Source organism: Microbacterium sp. TPD7012 (assembly GCF_003075395.1).
Classification (GTDB): domain Bacteria; phylum Actinomycetota; class Actinomycetes; order Actinomycetales; family Microbacteriaceae; genus Microbacterium.
This window is the reverse complement of record NZ_QDFV01000002.1, coordinates 77745-94916: the sequence shown is the minus strand read 5'-3', so window position 1 is coordinate 94916 and position 17172 is coordinate 77745. Positions and strand designations below refer to the sequence as shown.

General features: G+C 69.6%; 13 protein-coding genes. 6 read left to right on the top strand and 7 right to left on the bottom strand.

Going from position 1 to position 17172, the window contains the following annotated elements; genetic code table 11:
• From DC434_RS04510 to DC434_RS04500, 3 genes are all read right to left on the bottom strand, one after another.
• Window positions 1-198, bottom strand: a complete 198-nt coding sequence (locus DC434_RS04510; RefSeq protein WP_116634737.1) for a YbdD/YjiX family protein — start codon at window positions 196-198, stop codon at window positions 1-3.
• 52 nt (window positions 199-250) lie between these two features.
• Window positions 251-2506, bottom strand: a complete 2256-nt coding sequence (locus DC434_RS04505; protein ID WP_116634113.1) for a carbon starvation CstA family protein — start codon at window positions 2504-2506, stop codon at window positions 251-253.
• 177 nt (window positions 2507-2683) lie between these two features.
• A complete protein-coding gene (locus DC434_RS04500; RefSeq protein ID WP_165807996.1) occupies window positions 2684-5848 on the bottom strand; it encodes a S8 family peptidase in 3165 nt (1054 codons plus the stop codon).
• A 225-nt stretch (window positions 5849-6073) separates the two neighbouring features.
• Here DC434_RS04500 and DC434_RS04495 point away from each other — a divergent pair, with 225 nt between their 5' ends.
• The 5 genes from DC434_RS04495 to DC434_RS04475 all read left to right on the top strand — a co-directional run bounded on the left by DC434_RS04495 (window position 6074) and on the right by DC434_RS04475 (window position 10703).
• Window positions 6074-6616 (top strand): ECF transporter S component, encoded by a 543-nt coding sequence (locus DC434_RS04495; RefSeq protein ID WP_116634111.1) that lies wholly within the window; start codon window positions 6074-6076, stop codon window positions 6614-6616.
• Between the two features lie 98 nt (window positions 6617-6714).
• Window positions 6715-8409 carry an ABC transporter ATP-binding protein gene (locus DC434_RS04490; protein WP_116634110.1) on the top strand — a complete coding sequence of 565 codons (1695 nt, stop codon included), beginning with the start codon at window positions 6715-6717 and terminating at the stop codon, window positions 8407-8409.
• Between the two features lie 44 nt (window positions 8410-8453).
• Entirely contained in the window at window positions 8454-9239 is a 786-nt protein-coding gene (locus DC434_RS04485; protein ID WP_116634736.1) for an energy-coupling factor transporter transmembrane component T, read from the top strand.
• Window positions 9240-9249: 10 nt separating this feature from the next.
• Window positions 9250-10125, top strand: coding sequence for a siderophore-interacting protein (locus DC434_RS04480; RefSeq protein WP_116634109.1), 876 nt, complete (start codon window positions 9250-9252; stop codon window positions 10123-10125).
• Window positions 10122-10703 (top strand): ECF transporter S component, encoded by a 582-nt coding sequence (locus tag DC434_RS04475; RefSeq protein ID WP_116634108.1) that lies wholly within the window; start codon window positions 10122-10124, stop codon window positions 10701-10703. The genes DC434_RS04480 and DC434_RS04475 overlap by 4 nt, the downstream gene beginning before the upstream one ends.
• A 79-nt stretch (window positions 10704-10782) precedes the next feature.
• Here DC434_RS04475 and DC434_RS04470 read toward each other — a convergent pair whose 3' ends face one another.
• Together DC434_RS04470 and DC434_RS04465 are read right to left on the bottom strand one after the other, a co-directional pair.
• Window positions 10783-11946: an acyl-CoA dehydrogenase family protein gene (locus DC434_RS04470; protein ID WP_116634107.1), complete on the bottom strand. Its 1164-nt coding sequence runs from the start codon at window positions 11944-11946 to the stop codon at window positions 10783-10785.
• 151 nt (window positions 11947-12097) lie between these two features.
• Window positions 12098-13030, bottom strand: a complete 933-nt coding sequence (locus DC434_RS04465; protein WP_116634106.1) for a M15 family metallopeptidase — start codon at window positions 13028-13030, stop codon at window positions 12098-12100.
• Window positions 13031-13120: 90 nt separating this feature from the next.
• Between DC434_RS04465 and DC434_RS04460 the strand changes: the two genes are divergently transcribed.
• Window positions 13121-14128 (top strand): aldo/keto reductase, encoded by a 1008-nt coding sequence (locus tag DC434_RS04460; RefSeq protein WP_243408805.1) that lies wholly within the window; start codon window positions 13121-13123, stop codon window positions 14126-14128.
• 181 nt (window positions 14129-14309) lie between these two features.
• Here the strand turns inward: DC434_RS04460 and DC434_RS04455 are convergent, their stop codons facing one another.
• Window positions 14310-15824: an aldehyde dehydrogenase (NADP(+)) gene (locus DC434_RS04455; RefSeq protein ID WP_116634104.1), complete on the bottom strand. Its 1515-nt coding sequence runs from the start codon at window positions 15822-15824 to the stop codon at window positions 14310-14312.
• Window positions 15821-17011, bottom strand: a complete 1191-nt coding sequence (locus DC434_RS04450; RefSeq protein WP_116634103.1) for a fumarylacetoacetate hydrolase family protein — start codon at window positions 17009-17011, stop codon at window positions 15821-15823. Before DC434_RS04450 ends, DC434_RS04455 begins: the two co-directional genes overlap by 4 nt.
• Window positions 17012-17172 lie beyond the last annotated feature (161 nt).

The window sequence follows — 17172 nt, the reverse complement described above, 5'->3', positions numbered from 1 at the left end:
TCAGCAGCACCGGGCACCGGGGTTGCGATCCTGGTCGTCCATCTTCTGCCGCCAGAACTGCCGCTCCGTCATCGGCTCCTCGCCCGGATGCTCGCGACGATGGTGCGTGACGTACGTCGCGTACGCGGTGTCGCCCATCAGGGTCGTCATGTACCACCGGATGCCGCGGCCGACCCGCCCCACGGCACGCGCGAGCATGCGCAGGGGGTGGGTGGTCGCGGCATCCGCGTGGTTCGTCATGGTGACCATCTCAGTGGGTCGACGCCTTGCGGTCGTCGGCCAGGATCGGCTCCCACTGCTTCTCGAGCTCGCGCTCCGCGGAGTTGGGCAGGAAGCCGGCCGGGGCGAAGCGCCGCGAGGCCACGGGCTCCTCCTCGGTGTTCTCACCGCCGCCGTTGCGGATCGCCTTGATCGTCACGATCACGGCCGCGACCATGACGATGATCGCCAGCGTGACGAAGATGATCGACAGCGTGCCCTGCACCGCGGTGTTGCGGATGACCGCCTCGAGCACCTCGGGAGCGCCGAGCGAGTCGTCGCCCGAGTCGCGGGCTGCCACGTACTTGAAGTGGTTCGCCCAGTATCCGATCCCCGGGACCGGCGAGAGGATCTTGTACAGCGAGGCCGTGATCGTGACGACCGCGGTGAACGCGAGCGGCAGCCCGATGATCCACAGCCACTTGAAGTAGCTCTTCCCGCGCTTGGCGACGATGGCCAGCACCACGGCGAGCGCGATCGCGGCGAGCAGCTGGTTCGCGATGCCGAACAGCGGGAAGAAGGTGTTGATGCCGCCGAGCGGGTCGGTGACACCGAGGATGAGGATCGCTCCCCAGCCGGCCACCATGATCGCGGTGCAGATCCAGACACCGGGACGCCACGAGACGTCACGGAACTTCGGGAACCAGGCGCCGATGGAGTCCTGCAGCATGAAGCGGGCCACGCGGGTTCCGGCATCCACCGCGGTGAGGATGAACAGCGCCTCGAACATGATCGCGAAGTGGTACCAGAAGGCCATGAGCGCCTGCCCGCCGAGTGCCTGCTGCATGATGTGGGCGAGTCCGAGCGCGAGCGTCGGGGCGCCGCCGGTCCGGGAGACGATCGATTCCTCGCCGACCAGGGTGGCCGTGCCGGTGAGCATCTCGGGCGTGAGGTTCACCCCCGTCAGCCCCAGCGAGTTCACGAAGGCGACCGCCCCTTCGACCGTGCCTCCTGTGGCCGCGGTCGGCGCGTTCATCGCGAAGTAGATGCCCTGGTCGATCGAGATCGCGGCGACGAGCGCCATGATCGCGACGAAGGACTCCATGAGCATGCCGCCGTACCCGATGAAGCGCGTCTGGCGCTCCTTCTCGATGAGCTTCGGCGTGGTGCCGGAGGCGATCAGGGCGTGGAAGCCCGACAGCGCTCCGCAGGCGATCGTCACGAACAGGAAGGGGAAGAGCGGACCGGCGAACACCGGCCCCATGCCGTTCTCGCCGAAGATGCTGATCGCGGGGACGGTGATCTCCGGGCGGACGAGGATGATCGCGCCGGCGAGCATGACGATCACGCCGATCTTCATGAAGGTGGACAGGTAGTCGCGCGGGGCGAGCAGGAGCCAGACCGGGAGCACCGCGGCGATGAAGCCGTAGATGATGATGCCCCAGGCGATCGTGGTGCGGTCGAGGTGGAAGATCGCCTGACCCCAGTCGGTCGCCGCGACCTGACCGCCGCCGATGATCGCGGCCATCAGCAGCACGAATCCGATGATCGAGACCTCGGTGACCTTGCCCGGGCGCAGGAACCGCAGGTAGATGCCCATGAAGATCGCGATCGGGATGGTCATCGCGACGGAGAAGACGCCCCACGGGCTCTCACCCAGGGCGTTCACGACCACGAGCGCGAGGATCGCGACGATGATCAGCATGATCAGCAGGGAGGCGATGATCGCCGCCGTGCCGCCGATGCGGCCGAGCTCCTGCCGGGCCATCTGGCCGATCGTGCGACCACCGCGGCGCATCGAGAAGAAGAGGACCGTGTAGTCCTGCACGGCACCGGCGAGCACGACGCCGACGATGATCCAGATCGTGCCGGGGAGGTAGCCCATCTGCGCGGCCAGCACGGGGCCGACGAGCGGGCCGGCGCCGGCGATCGCGGCGAAGTGGTGGCCGTAGAGCACGCGGCGGTCGGTGGGGACGTAGTCCTTGCCGTCCTGCTTGACCTCGGCAGGGGTGGCGCGGCGGTCGTCGGGGCGGGTGATGTACTTCTCGATCACCTTCGAGTAGAAGCGGTAGCCGATCAGGTACGTGCAGACCGCCGCGAACACGAACCAGATCGCGTTCACGGTCTCGCCGCGGACGATCGCGAGCATGGTCCAGGCGACGGCCCCCAGCAGCGCGATCGCCGCCCAGAGGACGATCTTCGGCAGGGTCCAGCGGTTCGCCTTCTCGTGATGCTCGTCGGAGAGAGCGGTGGAAGGGAGTTTCGGGTCGGTGACGATGACGGGTTCGGTGCTGCCCGGTGCGGTCATGGGGGTCTCCTCGGGGTACGCGTCGTTGCGTTCCCCCACGCTAGGAAAGCCCCGGCACCGACGGACGGCCACCGGACGGATGCTGCGACGAGCGGCGCCGATCGCGCGACGAGCGGATGCCCGGACGCACACAGCGCCCCGCGGTCCGTCGACCGCGGGGCGCTGTGCTGTGGGGGCCTACTCCGGCTTCGGCGTCTCCGGCGCCTCGGTCGGCGGAGCTTCCGTCGGCGGAGCCTCGGTCGGCGGAGCCTCGGTCTCCGGCGCCTCCGTCGGCGGGGCCTCGGTCGGCGGAGCCTCCTTCTCCGGAGCCTCGGCGGCCGGGGCGTCGACCGTCAGGATCGTGCGGACCGCCGAGTCGCCGTACTGCACGAGCCCGAGGTAGCGGGTGCCGGCGGTGAGGCCGGTCCAGCCGAGCTGGTAGCTCGTCTTCACACCGCGGACCACAGGGAGCGGGTTCGGCGTCGCCGTGAACGCTCCCTCGCCGCCGGGCACCACGTTGGCGTAGGACATGTCCCACGTCATCGGCCCGGTCGTCGAGTAGATGTTCGCCACCACGAGGTAGGTGCCGGCGGTGGGCGCGGGGATCGTGACCCTCTCGTCCGCCGAACCGGTCGCCGACTGCCAGCGCTCGTAGTAGCGCAGATCGTCGGCGCTCACCACGCGGTAGACGGTGAGGTCGAGATCGCTGCCGTCGTCATCCGACGAGTCGAGGTCGAACCGCGAGAGCGTCGTCCCCGCCGGCACGTCCACGATCCAGGACACGTCCTTGTTCGCGTCGCCCGAGTTCTCGTCGCCCGAGTGCCCCTCGACCGGGTTGTCCAGGTCGGCGAGCAGCTCGAACGGGGTGAGCCCGGAGAGGTTCAGCGGCAGATCGCCGTCGAGACCGGGGGTGATCTCCACGGTGGTGCTGCCGTCGACGCCGGTGCCGGAGACCTCGGCCGGAGCATCCGCCGTCACCGGGAACACCGCGATCGGAGAGCGGACCGTGTTCTTGGTGCTCGTCCAGACGAGAGACCCGGTGGTCCACTGCTCGACCGGGGCGTCGGCGTTGTCGAACGTCACCGTGAACGTCTTCGTCTGCCCCGCCTTGTCGAACGTCAGCTGCTGCGGCGAGACCTTCACGTTCAGGCCGGGGACCGACGCCTGCGCCGTGAAGACGCCCTTCTCGGTCGAGGTGACGGAACGGGTCACGGTCTGCTCGCTGGCCAGGGAGCCGATCGAGATCGACGCCTGGTTCAGATCGCTGCCGTCGATGGGCTCGATCCCCGGGAAGTCCGAGAGACCCTTCCCATCGAGGAAGGCGGCCCAGTCCTTGACGCCGTTGAGGTAGAGCAGGCCGGGGTTGAAGTAGCGCCGCGGGTCGACGTGACCCGCCCCCTGTTCGAACGGATTCGTGTTCGGCGAACCGTCGGCCAGCACGGTGTCGTAGGCGGTGGTCATCATCGCCGACTTGACCTCGGCGGGCGTCGCCTTCGGGCGCTCCCCGAGGTACAGGGCGCCGAGGCCCGCGACGTGGGGCGAGGCCATGGACGTGCCGGAGAGGATGCCGAAGCTCGGCTCCTCACCCGGTGCGTTGTGGGTCGCCGCGAGGATCGCGACGCCGGGAGCCGAGACATCCGGCTTCAGCACGTCGCTGCCGTCGGCGAGCATCGGGCCGCGGCTCGAGAAGCCGGCGATCTGCGGCGTCGGCGTGGTCACGCCGGTCGTGTTCTCCCCGACCAGCGCGATGGGCAGGTCGGTGCCGCTCTGCACGTAGGCGAGAACGGCTTCACGATGCACGGATGCGAGGTGCACGGTCGGCACCGCGTGGAAGTCGTTGTCGAGGGAGTCGGCGCCACCGGGCACGTTCACCAGGACCATGCCGATGCCACCGGCATCCTTCACGACCTGCGACTTCTCGGCGCGCGCGTTGTTGCCGCGATCGCAGACCACGATGTGACCTGCGACCTTTGCGGGGTCGAGGGTGCCCGGCAGGCAGACCTGCGCGTCGACGGCACCGTCGGCGGCGGCATCTGCTGCGGCGATCGACGGACCGGTCACGGTCGTGCCGAACGGCACGCTCACCGAGGCGCCCGCCTGCGCGAACCCGTCGAACTGCACCGTGCCCTCCCAGGTCGGGATGGTGGATGCCGCGACGGTCGTGTACCACGGCGAGGCGTGGTCGGCCGTGACGGGGTCGGGGCCGTCGTTGCCGGCGCTGGTCGCGACGAAGACGCCGGCGGCGGCCGCATTGAAGAACGCGAGGTCCTCGGGCGCGAGCACGGTGCTGGCTGCGCCTCCGCCGATCGAGTAGTTGATCACGTCGACGCCGTCGGCGACGGCCTGGTCGATCGCGGCGACGAGGTCGCTGAGTGCGCAGATGTCATCGGTCGTGACGGTCGTGTCGGGCCCGACGTAGCAGGCCTTGTAGGCAGCGACCTTCGCGCCGGGGGCAACACCCGAGATCGTGCCGAACTCCACATCCTCGATCTGGGCCTTGACCTTGAAGTTCCCGGCTGCCGTGCTCGCGGTGTGCGAGCCGTGGCCGTCGCCGTCGCGCGGCGAGAGGTAGTCGTACTGGAAGTCGAAGCCTGCCGCCTCTGCACCGGCGTAGAAGTACTGGCCGCCGATGAGCTTGGACGAGTAGTCGCGCTTGTCCCAGTCCTGGCCCTCGACGATCGCGGACTGGAACTGCCCGCCGTCTGACTTGTCGAAGTAGACATACGTGCCGTCGGTGTACGGCTGGCTGCCCTTGTGGCGGTTCTGCTGCTTGTTCTGCTTCTTGAGCTTCTTGCCCTCGAACGACGGATGCTCGGGCGCGATGCCCGTGTCGATCACGCCCACCACGACGCCTTCTCCCGCCTTGTCGACGCCGCCGGTCTGCTGCCAGACGCCGCCGCGGCCCTTGCGGTCGTCGCCGAGTCCGAGGAAGTCGGTCGAGGTCTGCGCGTCGGGGTGTCGGATCTCATCCGGGTAGACGCCGAAGACGTCCTTCGAGGCGCGGAGCTCGTCGACCTGCGCGCCCGTGAGGTCGGCGCTGAAGCCGTTGAGCACGACCTGGTAGGTGGTGTCGGGCGTGATGCCGACCTGCGTGGCGAGGTGGGTCTGCTCGGTCTGGAGATGCTCGACATAGCGCTGGGAATCCTGCGACTGGGTCTCGAGCTGCTCGCCTTCGGCGGGCTTGGTCGCCTTCAGGCCATCGACGTCGCCTTCGTAGCTGGCGAGCGGATCGGACTTCATCACGACGATGTAGTGCCCGGGGGTGCCGGCGACGGGGACGGGGTGCGTCACCTCCTCCGCCGCGTAGCCTGCGGTTGCCGTCGATGCGATGAACAGCGTGGCCAGGGTGGTGGCTGCTGCCATCCGGAGGGGTGTTCGACCCATGTGCTTCTCCCGATGATCTCGGAGCGGCGTCGTTGCCGCACCGCGGCTCAAGGTAGTCCGGGGTCGGCGACCGCGCCAGGTGCATGCCGGAAACATAGACGAAGGGCCACAGGGGGGACTTTGGTCGAAGGGGAGACGGTCGCGCGTCGTTTTTCCCGGCCCTCCCGCGGCGCTCCTCGGCGGCGGCGCAACTAGGCTGGGAGGGTGGCCCGAACACCCGTCCTCTCGACCAGATTGCTGCTGGTCTGCGCGGCGATCGGCGTCGCCACGGGCATCATCGGAGGGATCGCGGGGCTGCTGACACCGGTCGTGCTGCTCGCCGCCCCGTTCGCCTACGGGCTGCTTCTCGGGTCGCATGTGCTGCCCGGCATCATCGCGCAGGAGGTGCTGCGTCGCCCGCTCGTGGCATTGATCACCCATGTGATCGCGGCTCTCGTCGCCAGCGCGTTCAACCCGGCATGGGCTCTGCGCTTCCTCGGTACGGCACTGCTGTTCGGCGCGATCCAGGAGGGAGTCGCGGCGCTCACCCGGTACCGCGCCTGGGGCGCCTGGCGCTTCTTCGTCTCTGCCGTCGTGATCGGCGTGCTCGTCGCGGTGGTCGTCTTCTTCGCCGCGCATCTCGGGGCTCTGCCGCTGTGGGCCCAGGTCCTGTACCTCGTGATCTCGGTGCTCGGGCCGATCGCGTGGACGGCGGTCGGACTCGCGATCGGGGCGGCTCTGCGACGGGCCGGGGTCGCGCAGCGCTGAGCCCTCGCCGTGCTGGCCGCAGGATTCGGCCCGATGGCGGATCAGGTAAGGCTCAGCTAAGTTAGAAGCGTTCGATCCGCCGACTCCGGGACTCCGCCGTGCGCTCATCCGCGCCTCTGCTCCGCGTGCGTGAGCTCTCTCTCACCCACGCGGATGCCGCGCACCCGTCGCCGCGCGACGTGACGTTCGACATCGCCGCCGGGGAGGTCGTGCTGCTGCTCGGACCGTCGGGTTCGGGCAAGTCGACGCTCACGCTCGCCTTGAACGGGCTCATCCCCCACGCCGTGCCGGCGACCATGACGGGCACGGTCGAGGCGGGCGGGCTCGACACGGCTGCGGCGCACACGGCGACGCTGAGCACCCGGGTCGCGATGGTGTTCCAGGACCCGGATGCGCAGATCGTCACGGGTACGGTCTACGACGAGGTCGCGTTCGGTCCGGAGAATCTGCTGCTCCCGCTGGAGGCGGTACGCGCCAGGGTCGAGGACGCGCTGCGCCGCGTGGGGCTGTGGGAGCGTCGCGACGACAACCCCGACCATCTCTCCGGCGGCGGACGGCAGCGTCTCGCGATCGCCTGTGCGCTGGCGATGGGATCGCCAGTGATCGTGCTCGACGAGCCCACGGCCAATCTCGACCCGCAGGGCATCGACGACGTGTACGCGGCGCTCGCCGATGTGGTGGCGGCGGGCGATCGCGCGATCCTGCTCGTCGAGCACAACCTCGACGCGGCGATGGCCTTCGTGACACGCACGATCGTGCTCGACCGCGACGGACGCGTGGTCTTCGACGGACCGGCGTCCGAGATCATCCGCACGCACGCCGAGGAACTCGTCGCGATGGGCGTGTGGCTGCCCACGGCGACGCTGGCCGCGCTGCGGCTGCGTGAGGAGGGATACCGATTCGATCCGCTGCCGCTGTCGCCGGAGGAGCTGGCGCGTTCACTGCCCGCGGCGGACGTCTCGTCTCGCCCTGCTCGCTCGATTCGCGCGACGACCGAGGATGCCGCTCCGGCGATCATCCGCGCTCGAGGCCTGACGGTGCGGCGGCGCCGGACCGAGATCCTGCACGGGATCGATCTGGATCTCGCGGAGGGGAGCCTCACCGCGATCGTCGGCGCGAACGGCGCCGGCAAGACGACGCTGATCCAGGCGCTGGCGGGCGTCGTGCCGCCGCCGAAGGGCCAGGTCAGCGTCGACGGCACGGATCCGGGGTCGGCATCTCCGCGGGATCTCGCTTCGCGCATCGGCTTCGTGTTCCAGAATCCGGAGCATCAGTTCATCGCGCACACCGTGTTCGACGAGTTGGCGCACGGACTGACCCTTCGACACGCTCAGGGGCCCAGGGATCAGAGGATCTCGGACGCGGAGATCACGACGCGCGTGGAGGAGATGCTCGCCCGGTTCGGACTCGAGCACAAGGCGGGCGTGCATCCGTTCCTGCTGTCGGGCGGCGAGAAGCGGCGCCTGTCGGTGGGAACCGCGCTGATCACGCGCCCTCGGGTGCTGGCGCTGGACGAGCCGACGTTCGGTCAGGATCGAGCGAGGGCATCCGAACTGCTGGCACTGCTGCAGAGTCTGCGCGCCGAGGGCACGACGATCGTGATCGTCACGCACGACCTGCAGCTGGTTGCCGAGCACACGACGCACACGGTGGTGCTGAAGGACGGACGCGTTCATGCAGCGGGTCCCACGTCGACGCTCTTCCGGGACGAGCAGCTCTTCGCCGAGGCGGGGCTGCGTCTACCCGCACTGCAGGGGGTTCTGGCATCCGCCGGTCTGGAGGTGGCCTCGTGACCGCCACGACTCCCACGACAACGGCGTTCGATCCGTATGCGACGATGACGGGGAGCTCGCGCCACCAGTTCCTGTACGCCCTGAATCCGCTCGCGAAGGTCGTGGGTTTCGCTCCGGCGATGGTGCTGCTCATCTTCGTGCGGGATCTCGCGACGCCGGCGGCGTTCCTCGTGCTGGCTTACGCGGTGATCCTCATCGGTGCACGGCTGACGGGGAGGCTGCTCGCGCTGATGCTGCTCGCCCTGCCGGTCGGGATGCTCGCGATCGGCGTCGGATTCTCGCTGTGGGTGGATGCCGGGCTCGTCGCGGACACCGCCCCGTTCCTGCGCATCGGCGAGTGGACGCTCTACACCGGCGCCCTCGAGATCGGCTTCGCGACCGCACTGCGTCTCGGCGCGATCATCGCTCTCGCGCTGATCGGCGGACTCACGACGACGGGTCCGGATCTGGTGCGGGCGAGCGTGCAGCAGCTGCGCGTGCCGTATCGGATCGGATACACGGCTCTGGCGGCCTTCCGGTTCGTGCCGCGGTTCGGTCATGAGCTGGCGGTCATCCGGGCGGCGCATCGCGTGCGCGGGCATCACGGCGGACGGGGTCCGTTCGCCCGGATCGCTCGCGGGTGGGGGTATATCGTGCCGTTGCTCGCGGGAGCGATCCGGCATGCGGAGCGGGTGGCGCTCGCGATGGATTCGCGCGCGTTCGGCGCCCACTCGACGCGGACGGAGCGGCATCTGGTGCCGTTCCGTGTGCGCGACATCATCTTCACGGTCGCGAGTCTCGCGGCATCCGCGGCGATCTTCGTCGTGTTCTTCCCCTGGCAGCTTTCCTGAAAGGCGTCGTATGGCATACAGCAAGCTGGTCAAGCCCGAGTCGGCCGAGCTCATCCACCTCACGGTGCTGCGCAGCGAACAGCTGTCGGCGCATTGGATCAGGGTGACGCTCGGCGGCGGCGAGATCGAGAAGTTCCGGCCGATGGGCTTCGACCAGTGGTTCCGGCTGTTCCTGCCGATCGGAGGCGATGCGGGCCTCGATCGTGTGCCGGCGAAGGCGAACAAGATGTTCGGGTATCTGAAGTTCCTTCGGATCCCCGATGGCGAGCGGCCTGTCATGCGCAACTACAGCGTGCGGGCGTATCGCGCGGCGACCGCGGATGCCGGGGCGGAGATCGATGTGGACTTCGTGCTGCACGGCTCCGCGGCGGAGGGCACGGCCGGTCCGGCGTCGCGCTGGGCAGAGACGTGCCGGCCGGGGGAGCATGTGCTGATCATCGACGAGGGGCTGACGTTCAATCCGCAGCGCGGGACGGATCGTGTTCTTCTGGTCGGCGACGAGACGGCTCTGCCGGCGATCGCCTCGATCAGCGCCTCGCTGCCGGAGGATGCCGCCGGCCTCGCGATCATCGAGGTGCCGACGCGGGAGGACGCACTGTCGTTCCCCCATCCGGCGGGCGTCGAGGTCGTCTGGATCGTGCGACCGCATGAGGCCGCACCGGGTTCTCTGGCATTGGAGACACTCGGCAGGACGGCACTGCCGGATGCTCCGTTCCATGCATATGCGGCAGGCGAGCAGGCTCTCGCCTCGGGGGTGCGCAAGCATCTGGTGGGTGAGCGCGGTGTCGACAAGAATGCGGTGAGCTTCTGCGGATACTGGAAGATCGGTGCGGCATCGCCGGCGTCGAAGGCCGCGCGCGAGGCAGCTGCGGAGCCCCTCGCATGAGCGGGACGAACGCGAGCACACCCCGGTCGCGCGGGCGCTTCCGCTTCCCGACCGCGATCCTGTTGACGTGCGCGGCGCTCGGCGTCGCGGGCGGTCTGCTGCTGGCTCCGGCGAACTGGATCTCGACGATCCTCTTCCCCGGCCTGCCGTTCGTGAGCGTCGCACTGGCGGGGCTCTGGCTGCTGCCGTCTGTCATCGCGCTGCGACTGTTGCGCCGGCCGCTGGTCGGATTGCTGGTCGGTCTGCTCGCCGGGCTCGTGATCGTGCCGTTCTCGGGCTATGGATTCGGCAGCGTCGCGACGAACCTGTGGTGGGCGGCCTTCACCGAACTGCCCTTCCTCTTCGTGATCTGGCGGTACTGGGGAACGTGGCTGCACTATGTCGGCGCGGTGGTCGTCGGCGTCGTGTATCCGCTGCTGGCGTGGGCCTCGTTCAACCTCGAGACCATGCCCGTGGGTGTGCGCATCGCGTTCTTCGCCATCACGCTGGCGAGTTGCGTCGGGGCGACGGCTCTCGGCATCCTGATCGCGGATCGCCTGCGCCGCGCCGGCGTCGGCGGGCGGCTCGGAAGGACCTGACAGTCGGCGTGGATCAGAAATGCTCCCCCGGGCGCTTCCAGGGGAGCATTTCTGATCCATCGTGATCGCGGCTGCGTGACTACCGCTTCCCCGCGATCTGCCGCCCGACGATCTCGCGCATGATCTCGTTCGTGCCGCCGTAGATGCGGTGCACGCGGGCGTCGAGGAAGGCGCGGGCGATCGGGTACTCCGTGATGTAGCCGTAGCCGCCGTGCAGCTGCACGCCGGTGTCGAGCACCTCCCACTCGCGCTCGGTCGCCCAGAACTTGACCTTCGCGGCCTCTTCGGCCGAGAGCTTGCCCTTCGAGTAGGCGAGCAGCGCGCGGTCGACGTAGGCCCAGAGCGCGTCGACCGTGGTCGCCATGTCGGCGATCTTGAAGCGGGTGTTCTGGAAGTCGATGATCCGCTCGCCGAAGGCCTCGCGGTCCTTGGTGTAGGCGACCGTCCAGTCGAGCGCGGCCTGCGCCGCTGCGGCTCCGGCGACGCCGATCGACAGACGCTCGAGCGGCAGGTTCATCATGAGCTGCACGAAGCCCTTGCCCTCGACGCCGCCGATGAGGTTCTCCTCAGGCACGAACACGTCGGTGAACGAGAGCTCCGCGGTGTCGTGACCCTGGAAGCCCATCTTGTGCAGCTTCTTGCCGTGCTCGAAGCCCTCCATGCCGTCCTCGAGCAGCACGAGGCTGAACGCGTCGGGACGGTTGCCCTCGCCGGTCTTCACGAACGTGACGACGAGGTCGGCGGTGGCGCCGGAGGAGATGAACGTCTTCGCGCCGTTGACGATGTAGCCGCCGTCGACCTTCTTCGCGGTGGTCTTGATGCCGCGCAGGTCGGATCCGGCGCCGGGCTCGGTCATGGCGAGAGCGCCGACGACCTCACCGGTGGCCATGCGGGGCAGCCACTTCTCCTTCTGCTCCTGCGTGCCCATGTGAACGAGGTACGGCACGGCCAGGTCGTCCTGGATGCCGAACGCGCCGGCGAGCGAACCCGCCCCGGCCGCGATGACCTCTTCGTTCACGACGGCCCGGAAACGGTAGTCCTGCAACATCCCAGCGCCGCCGAACTCCTCGGGTACCGACAGGCCGATGATCCCGGCCTCACCCGCCGCCAGCATCGTGGCCCGGTCGACCTCGCCGTCGGCGTCCCACTTCTCGATCGTCGCGTTGGTGACGTAGCGCTTGACGAAATCCTTGACGAGGTCGCGGAATGCCTCGTGATCCTCTTCGTAGATGTCGCGTTCCATGCGATCCTCCTGAACGTGTCGTGCCTCATTGCTCCGGCGATTCTATGTCCGGATGCCGACGCGCAGCAGGTCATTGTGAGAATGCATCCCACAGATGGTGGCACTGGGTACCGCGCTTGTGGGATGCCGCAAAGTCGTCCGTCCCGCCGGTTCAGTAGAGGTAGTCGGGCGCCGCCGGCAGCCCGAAGAACTCCTCGAGCGTGTGGTATCCGCCCGCGTGATAGGCGGCTGCGAGGTCGACGCCGACATAGCGGAGGTGCCACGGCTCCGGCGTGTACCCGGTCACCGGAGTGCCCACGCCCTCATAGCGGACGATGAACCCGTACTCCCACGCGTGCGCCGCCACCCAGTCGCTCTGCGCCGTCGCGCCGAAGTCGTCGAGCCCTCCGCACCCCCCGCCGCACGCGACCACATCGAGTGCGAGCCCCGTCTGGTGCTCGCTGTGCCCGGGTCTCGCCGATCCGGCATCCGCCCCCTCCTGGCCCTCGGCGCGGACGTGCGCATCGTACGTCGACACCTGCAGTCCATAGGAGCGGTAGCCGTTGTTCGCTCCGATGACTCCGACGCCGGCCGCCGAGGCCGCCTCCGCCATCTGACCGACCGCGACCGCGACATCCGACCGCACCAGCCCGGAGAGCGTCGTCATCTGCAGCGGCACCGAGTCCAGCCCCGCGGGTTCGAACTCGACCGGATCCAGCGGTCGCGTCTTGTTGACGACCACCCAGAGGCGCGACGGATCGCTGAGAGAGATGCACGGCGCGTTCCCGGCGACGACCGCGGCACGGAAGTTCGCGCCTCCGCCGAAACCGGCGATGGTCGCCGCGTCGTCGCCGCTCGCGAGAGACTCCAGCACCGAGGGCTCGGCGCACGGATCGGCCGCGACGGTCGCCCCGACCTTCACCGTCGGCACCTGCACCACCGCGACCGGCTCCGGCATCGACGAGGGCTCGACCGTCGTGTCCATCGGTGCGGACGCGATCGAGAACAGCATCCCGATCGCCGTCACGGCGACACCGATGGGCAGGGCGGGACCGCGGATCGGGGAGCGCGGAGCCGCGTGCTGGGCGTGCGGCGAGGAGAGCATCGCATCCATTGTCCCCCGTCTGGACCGTCGCGCGAGCACGGGTTGCGGGAGCCATTGGTAATTCATCATACGTCTGGGTACGCTGGCATCGTGCGAGAAGAAGAGCCATCAGAGCGGATGCCGACGGTCCGGCTGCGTACCGGAACCCCCCTCACCCGCTTCGGTCTGGGCGGCGCCCAACTGGGGAACCTCGGCCGCGTCACGACCGACGAGCAGGCGCGCTCCGCTGTCGACACGGCCTGGGACCGCGGTTCGAGGCTGTTCGACACCGCCCCGCACTACGGGCTCGGCTACTCGGAACGCCGTCTGGGCGAGCTGCTCGCCGAGCATCCGCGCGACGAGTACGTGCTGTCGACCAAGGCCGGGCGCACGCTCGTGCCCCAGGACCATGCCGAAGGACAGCTCGACGACGGCGGCTTCGCGGTACCCGCCGCCTACCGCCGCGCGTTCGACTTCTCGCGCGACGCGATCCTCCGCGGCGTCGAGTCCAGCCTGGAGCGGCTCGGCGTCGACCGCCTCGACATCGTCTACCTGCACGACCCCGACGACCACTGGGCTGTGGCTTCGACGGAGGGCATCGGCGCGCTGATCGAGCTGCGCGACCAGGGCGTCGTCCGATCGGTCGGCGTCGGCATGAACCAGTCCGCCCTGCCTGCCCGCTTCGTGCGCGAGACCGACATCGACGTCGTCATGCTCGCTGGACGCTACACGCTGCTCGAGCAGCCCGCGCTCGCCGACCTCCTGCCCGCCGCGCTCGCGCGCGGAGTCGGCATCGTGAACGTCGGCGTCTACAACTCCGGACTGCTCGCGCGGCCACGCGTCGCCCCGGATGCGACCTACGACTACATCCCGGCTCCGCCCGCGCTCATCGCCCGAGCCAACGCGATCGCCGACGTCTGCGAGGAGTTCGGCACGGACCTGCCGACCGCGGCCATGCAGTTCAGCCTGCGGCATCCGGCCGTCTCGTCGGTGGTGCTCGGATGCCGCGACGGACGCCAGGTCGCCGAGGGGATCGAGCGCCTCGAGGTCGACGTCGACGGCGCGCTCTGGGACGCTCTCATCGCACGCGGGCTGCTGCCGGAGGGCGTCTTCGGCTGAGCCCGCGCGGTCTCGCGTCACAACTTCGGAGATCGCGGCCGACGAACCGAGGAAACCCGATGCCCTGGCGGCGTGTCGCTCCGGAACTCCGAAGTCATGCGGGGAAGCCCTCGGAACTCCGAAGTCATGCGGTGCGGGGCGAGGCGGGACCCTGAGGCCCGCTCCGGGCCCGGAGCAAGCGTCAGGAACCCGCGAGCTGCAGCACCCCGTCGACCCGGCGCGGCACGTCGACCGGGCCGTCGCGGAGCTCGTCCGGGAGGACATCCACCGGAGCATCCTGCCACGCGAGCGGACGCAGGAACCGTCGGATCGCCGTGACGCCGACCGAGGTGTGCTGCGTGTTGGTCGCCGGCCACGGACCGCCGTGGTTCATCCCCCACGACACGCGCACGCCGGTCGGGTAGCCGTCGTAGACGATGCGGCCGACCAGGTCACGGGCGGCATCCGTCAGCTCTCCGCGCACGGCGCTCTCATCCGACGCCGAGTGGATCGTCGCGGTGAGCGAGTGCGGCACGGCCTGGAGCGCGTCGCGCACCTCCGACACCGTCGAGTACCGCATCACGACCACGAGCGGCCCGAACGCCTCTTCCGCCACTGCGGGAGTGACATCCTTCGCATCGATCTCCAGCACGGCCGGCGTCAGCGAGAACCCGTCCTCACCCGCTCGGGGGGCGACGAGGCTGCGCGCTCCGCCCTCTGCGATCAGGCGCGTGCGGATCTCGTCGAACGCCCCGTGGATGCGGGAGTTCAGCAGGGTCTGCGCCGCAGCATCCGTCGCCCGGGCGACCACGTCGGCGACGAGTGCGTCGCCCTCCGCGCCCACGGGCACGAACGCGACACCCGGCTTCGTGCAGAGCTGCCCCGCCGAACCCGTCACCGAGGTGAAGAGTCCCTCTCCGATCGCGGCGGTGCGCTCCGCCGCCGCACCCGGCGTGATCACGAGCGGGTTGAGGCTCGACAGCTCGCCGTAGAACGGGATGGGCGTCTCGCGCTCGTCGATGATGCCCTGCAGGATCTTTCCGGTCGAGAGCGAACCGGTGAAGCCGACCGCCGTGATGCGCGGGTCGGCGACGAGCTGCGATCCGGCCTGCTGGCCGTAGACGATCCCCAGCGTGCCCGCGGGCGCACCGTAGGCGGATGCCGCCCGCGACAGCGAGTCGAACGAACGCTGCGAGGTGACCAGGTGCGAGCTGTGCGCCTTGATCACGACGGGGCAGCCCGCGGCGAGCGCCGACGCGGTGTCGCCGCCGACCACCGAGAACGCGAACGGGAAGTTGCTGGCGCCGAACACCGCGACGGGGCCGATGGGCACGAGCATCCGCCGCACATCGGGACCGGGCCCGAGCGGGGTGTCCCCCGCGTGATCGATCACGGCTTCGAGGTAGCCGCCCTCGTCGACGGCATCCGCGAACAGCCGGAACTGGAACGCGCTGCGCGACAGCTCGCCGTTCAGCCGCGCCTCGGGCAGCCCGGTCTCGGCCAGCGCCGCTCCCACGAGCGAGGCGCGGTCGGCCTCGAGCCCGTCGGCGAGCGCCCGGAGCAGCCCCGCCCGCCACGCGCGCGGCCGGGACCGCAGCTCCGTGAACGCGGATGCCGCCGCCTGGGCGAGAGCCGCGACGCCCGCGGCATCCGTGGGCTCGATGTCGGTGGCCGACGTGGCCCCGGTGCGGGGATCGGTCGTGGTGAGGGTGGTCATGCACTCGTCCTTCCGAGCAGGCCCCGCTGCGCGAGGTTGGCCATGAGGGCGCCGATGCCGAAGCTCCACGGCGCGAGTTCTTCGCTGTGCTGCACGCGGTTCACCAGGGCACCGAGGCGCGGGGAGGCGATGCGCACGACGTCGCCGACATGGTGCGTGAAGCCGTGGCCCGGCTCGTCGCGGTCGTCTGTGGGGGCGAACATCGTTCCCAAGTACAGCACGAAGCCATCGGGGTAGGCGTGGTGCGCGCCACTGGCCTGCCGCGCGAGATCGGCGGGGTCGCGGCTGATCTGCGCCATGTGCGACGACGCCTCCATGCGGAAGCCGTCGTCGCCGTCGACCGAGAGGGTGACGGTCTCGGAGCGCACGTCGTCGAGCCCGAAGCGGTCGTCGAACAGCCGGATGAAGGGACCGACGGATGCCGATGCGTTGTTGTCCTTCGCCCGCCCGAGCAGCAGGGCGGAGCGCCCCTCGATGTCGCGGAGGTTGACGTCGTTGCCGAGGGTCGCGCCGACGATGGCCCCGTTCGACGCGACCGCGAGCACGACCTCGGGCTCGGGGTTGTTCCACTTCGATTCGGCGAGCACGCCGACGTCGGAGCCCGCGCCGACCGTGGCGAGCACCGGGGCCTTGGTGAAGATCTCGGGATCCGGTCCGATGCCGACCTCGAGGTACTGGCTCCACAGGCCTGCGGCGATGAGCACCTGCTTGAGGCGCGCGGCCTCGGGCGACCCCGGCACGAGGTCGCGGATGTCGCCGCCCAGCGCGTCGAGGATCGTGGCGCGGATGCCGTCGGCCGACTCGGCCTCGCCACGGGCGCGCTCCTCGATGATGCGCTCGAGCATCGACACGGGGAACGTGACCCCGGATGCCTTGACGACCTGCAGGTCGATCGGCGACAGCAGCCACGGAAGCGCGTCGTCGCGGGCATCCGGTGCGGTGTTCGCCCAGACCTCGTCGAACGATCCGATGACGGGACCGTCGGCGGCGCGCACGGCGGATGCCGGGTCGGCCGTCTCGGTCAGCGAGGCCATGGTCGGGAACGTCGCCGACAGGTCGTGGAGGCGGCCGTCGCGGAGCACGACCACGGTCGGGCCCTCGGGCAGCTGGACGCGTCCGACGAGCAGCGCGTCCGCGGCATCCGCCGGCAGCACCTCTGCGGCATTCCCGGTCCAGTTCTCGGTCATCTGATCCTCGTCTCCCACATTCGGGCGGTCGGTGTTCGCGGGTCGGTGTTCACAATTCAGCAAGAATCTGCGCGAGGGAGCGGTTTCGGCCGCGGTTCGCCCGAACGGGCCGAGGTTTGGCTGAATTGTGACCGGGGGTTCCCGCAGCCGCGCCTCGACAG

Coding starts and splice junctions, on each gene's coding strand:
- DC434_RS04510 (WP_116634737.1), bottom strand. CDS start 198: ATGCTCGCGCGTGCCGTGGGGCGGGTCGGCCGCGGCATCCGGTGGTAC.
- DC434_RS04505 (WP_116634113.1), bottom strand. CDS start 2,506: ATGACCGCACCGGGCAGCACCGAACCCGTCATCGTCACCGACCCGAAA.
- DC434_RS04500 (WP_165807996.1), bottom strand. CDS start 5,848: ATGGCAGCAGCCACCACCCTGGCCACGCTGTTCATCGCATCGACGGCA.
- DC434_RS04485 (WP_116634736.1), top strand. CDS start 8,454: ATGACGGGGAGCTCGCGCCACCAGTTCCTGTACGCCCTGAATCCGCTC.
- DC434_RS04480 (WP_116634109.1), top strand. CDS start 9,250: ATGGCATACAGCAAGCTGGTCAAGCCCGAGTCGGCCGAGCTCATCCAC.
- DC434_RS04475 (WP_116634108.1), top strand. CDS start 10,122: ATGAGCGGGACGAACGCGAGCACACCCCGGTCGCGCGGGCGCTTCCGC.
- DC434_RS04470 (WP_116634107.1), bottom strand. CDS start 11,946: ATGGAACGCGACATCTACGAAGAGGATCACGAGGCATTCCGCGACCTC.
- DC434_RS04465 (WP_116634106.1), bottom strand. CDS start 13,030: ATGCTCTCCTCGCCGCACGCCCAGCACGCGGCTCCGCGCTCCCCGATC.
- DC434_RS04455 (WP_116634104.1), bottom strand. CDS start 15,824: ATGACCACCCTCACCACGACCGATCCCCGCACCGGGGCCACGTCGGCC.
- DC434_RS04450 (WP_116634103.1), bottom strand. CDS start 17,011: ATGACCGAGAACTGGACCGGGAATGCCGCAGAGGTGCTGCCGGCGGAT.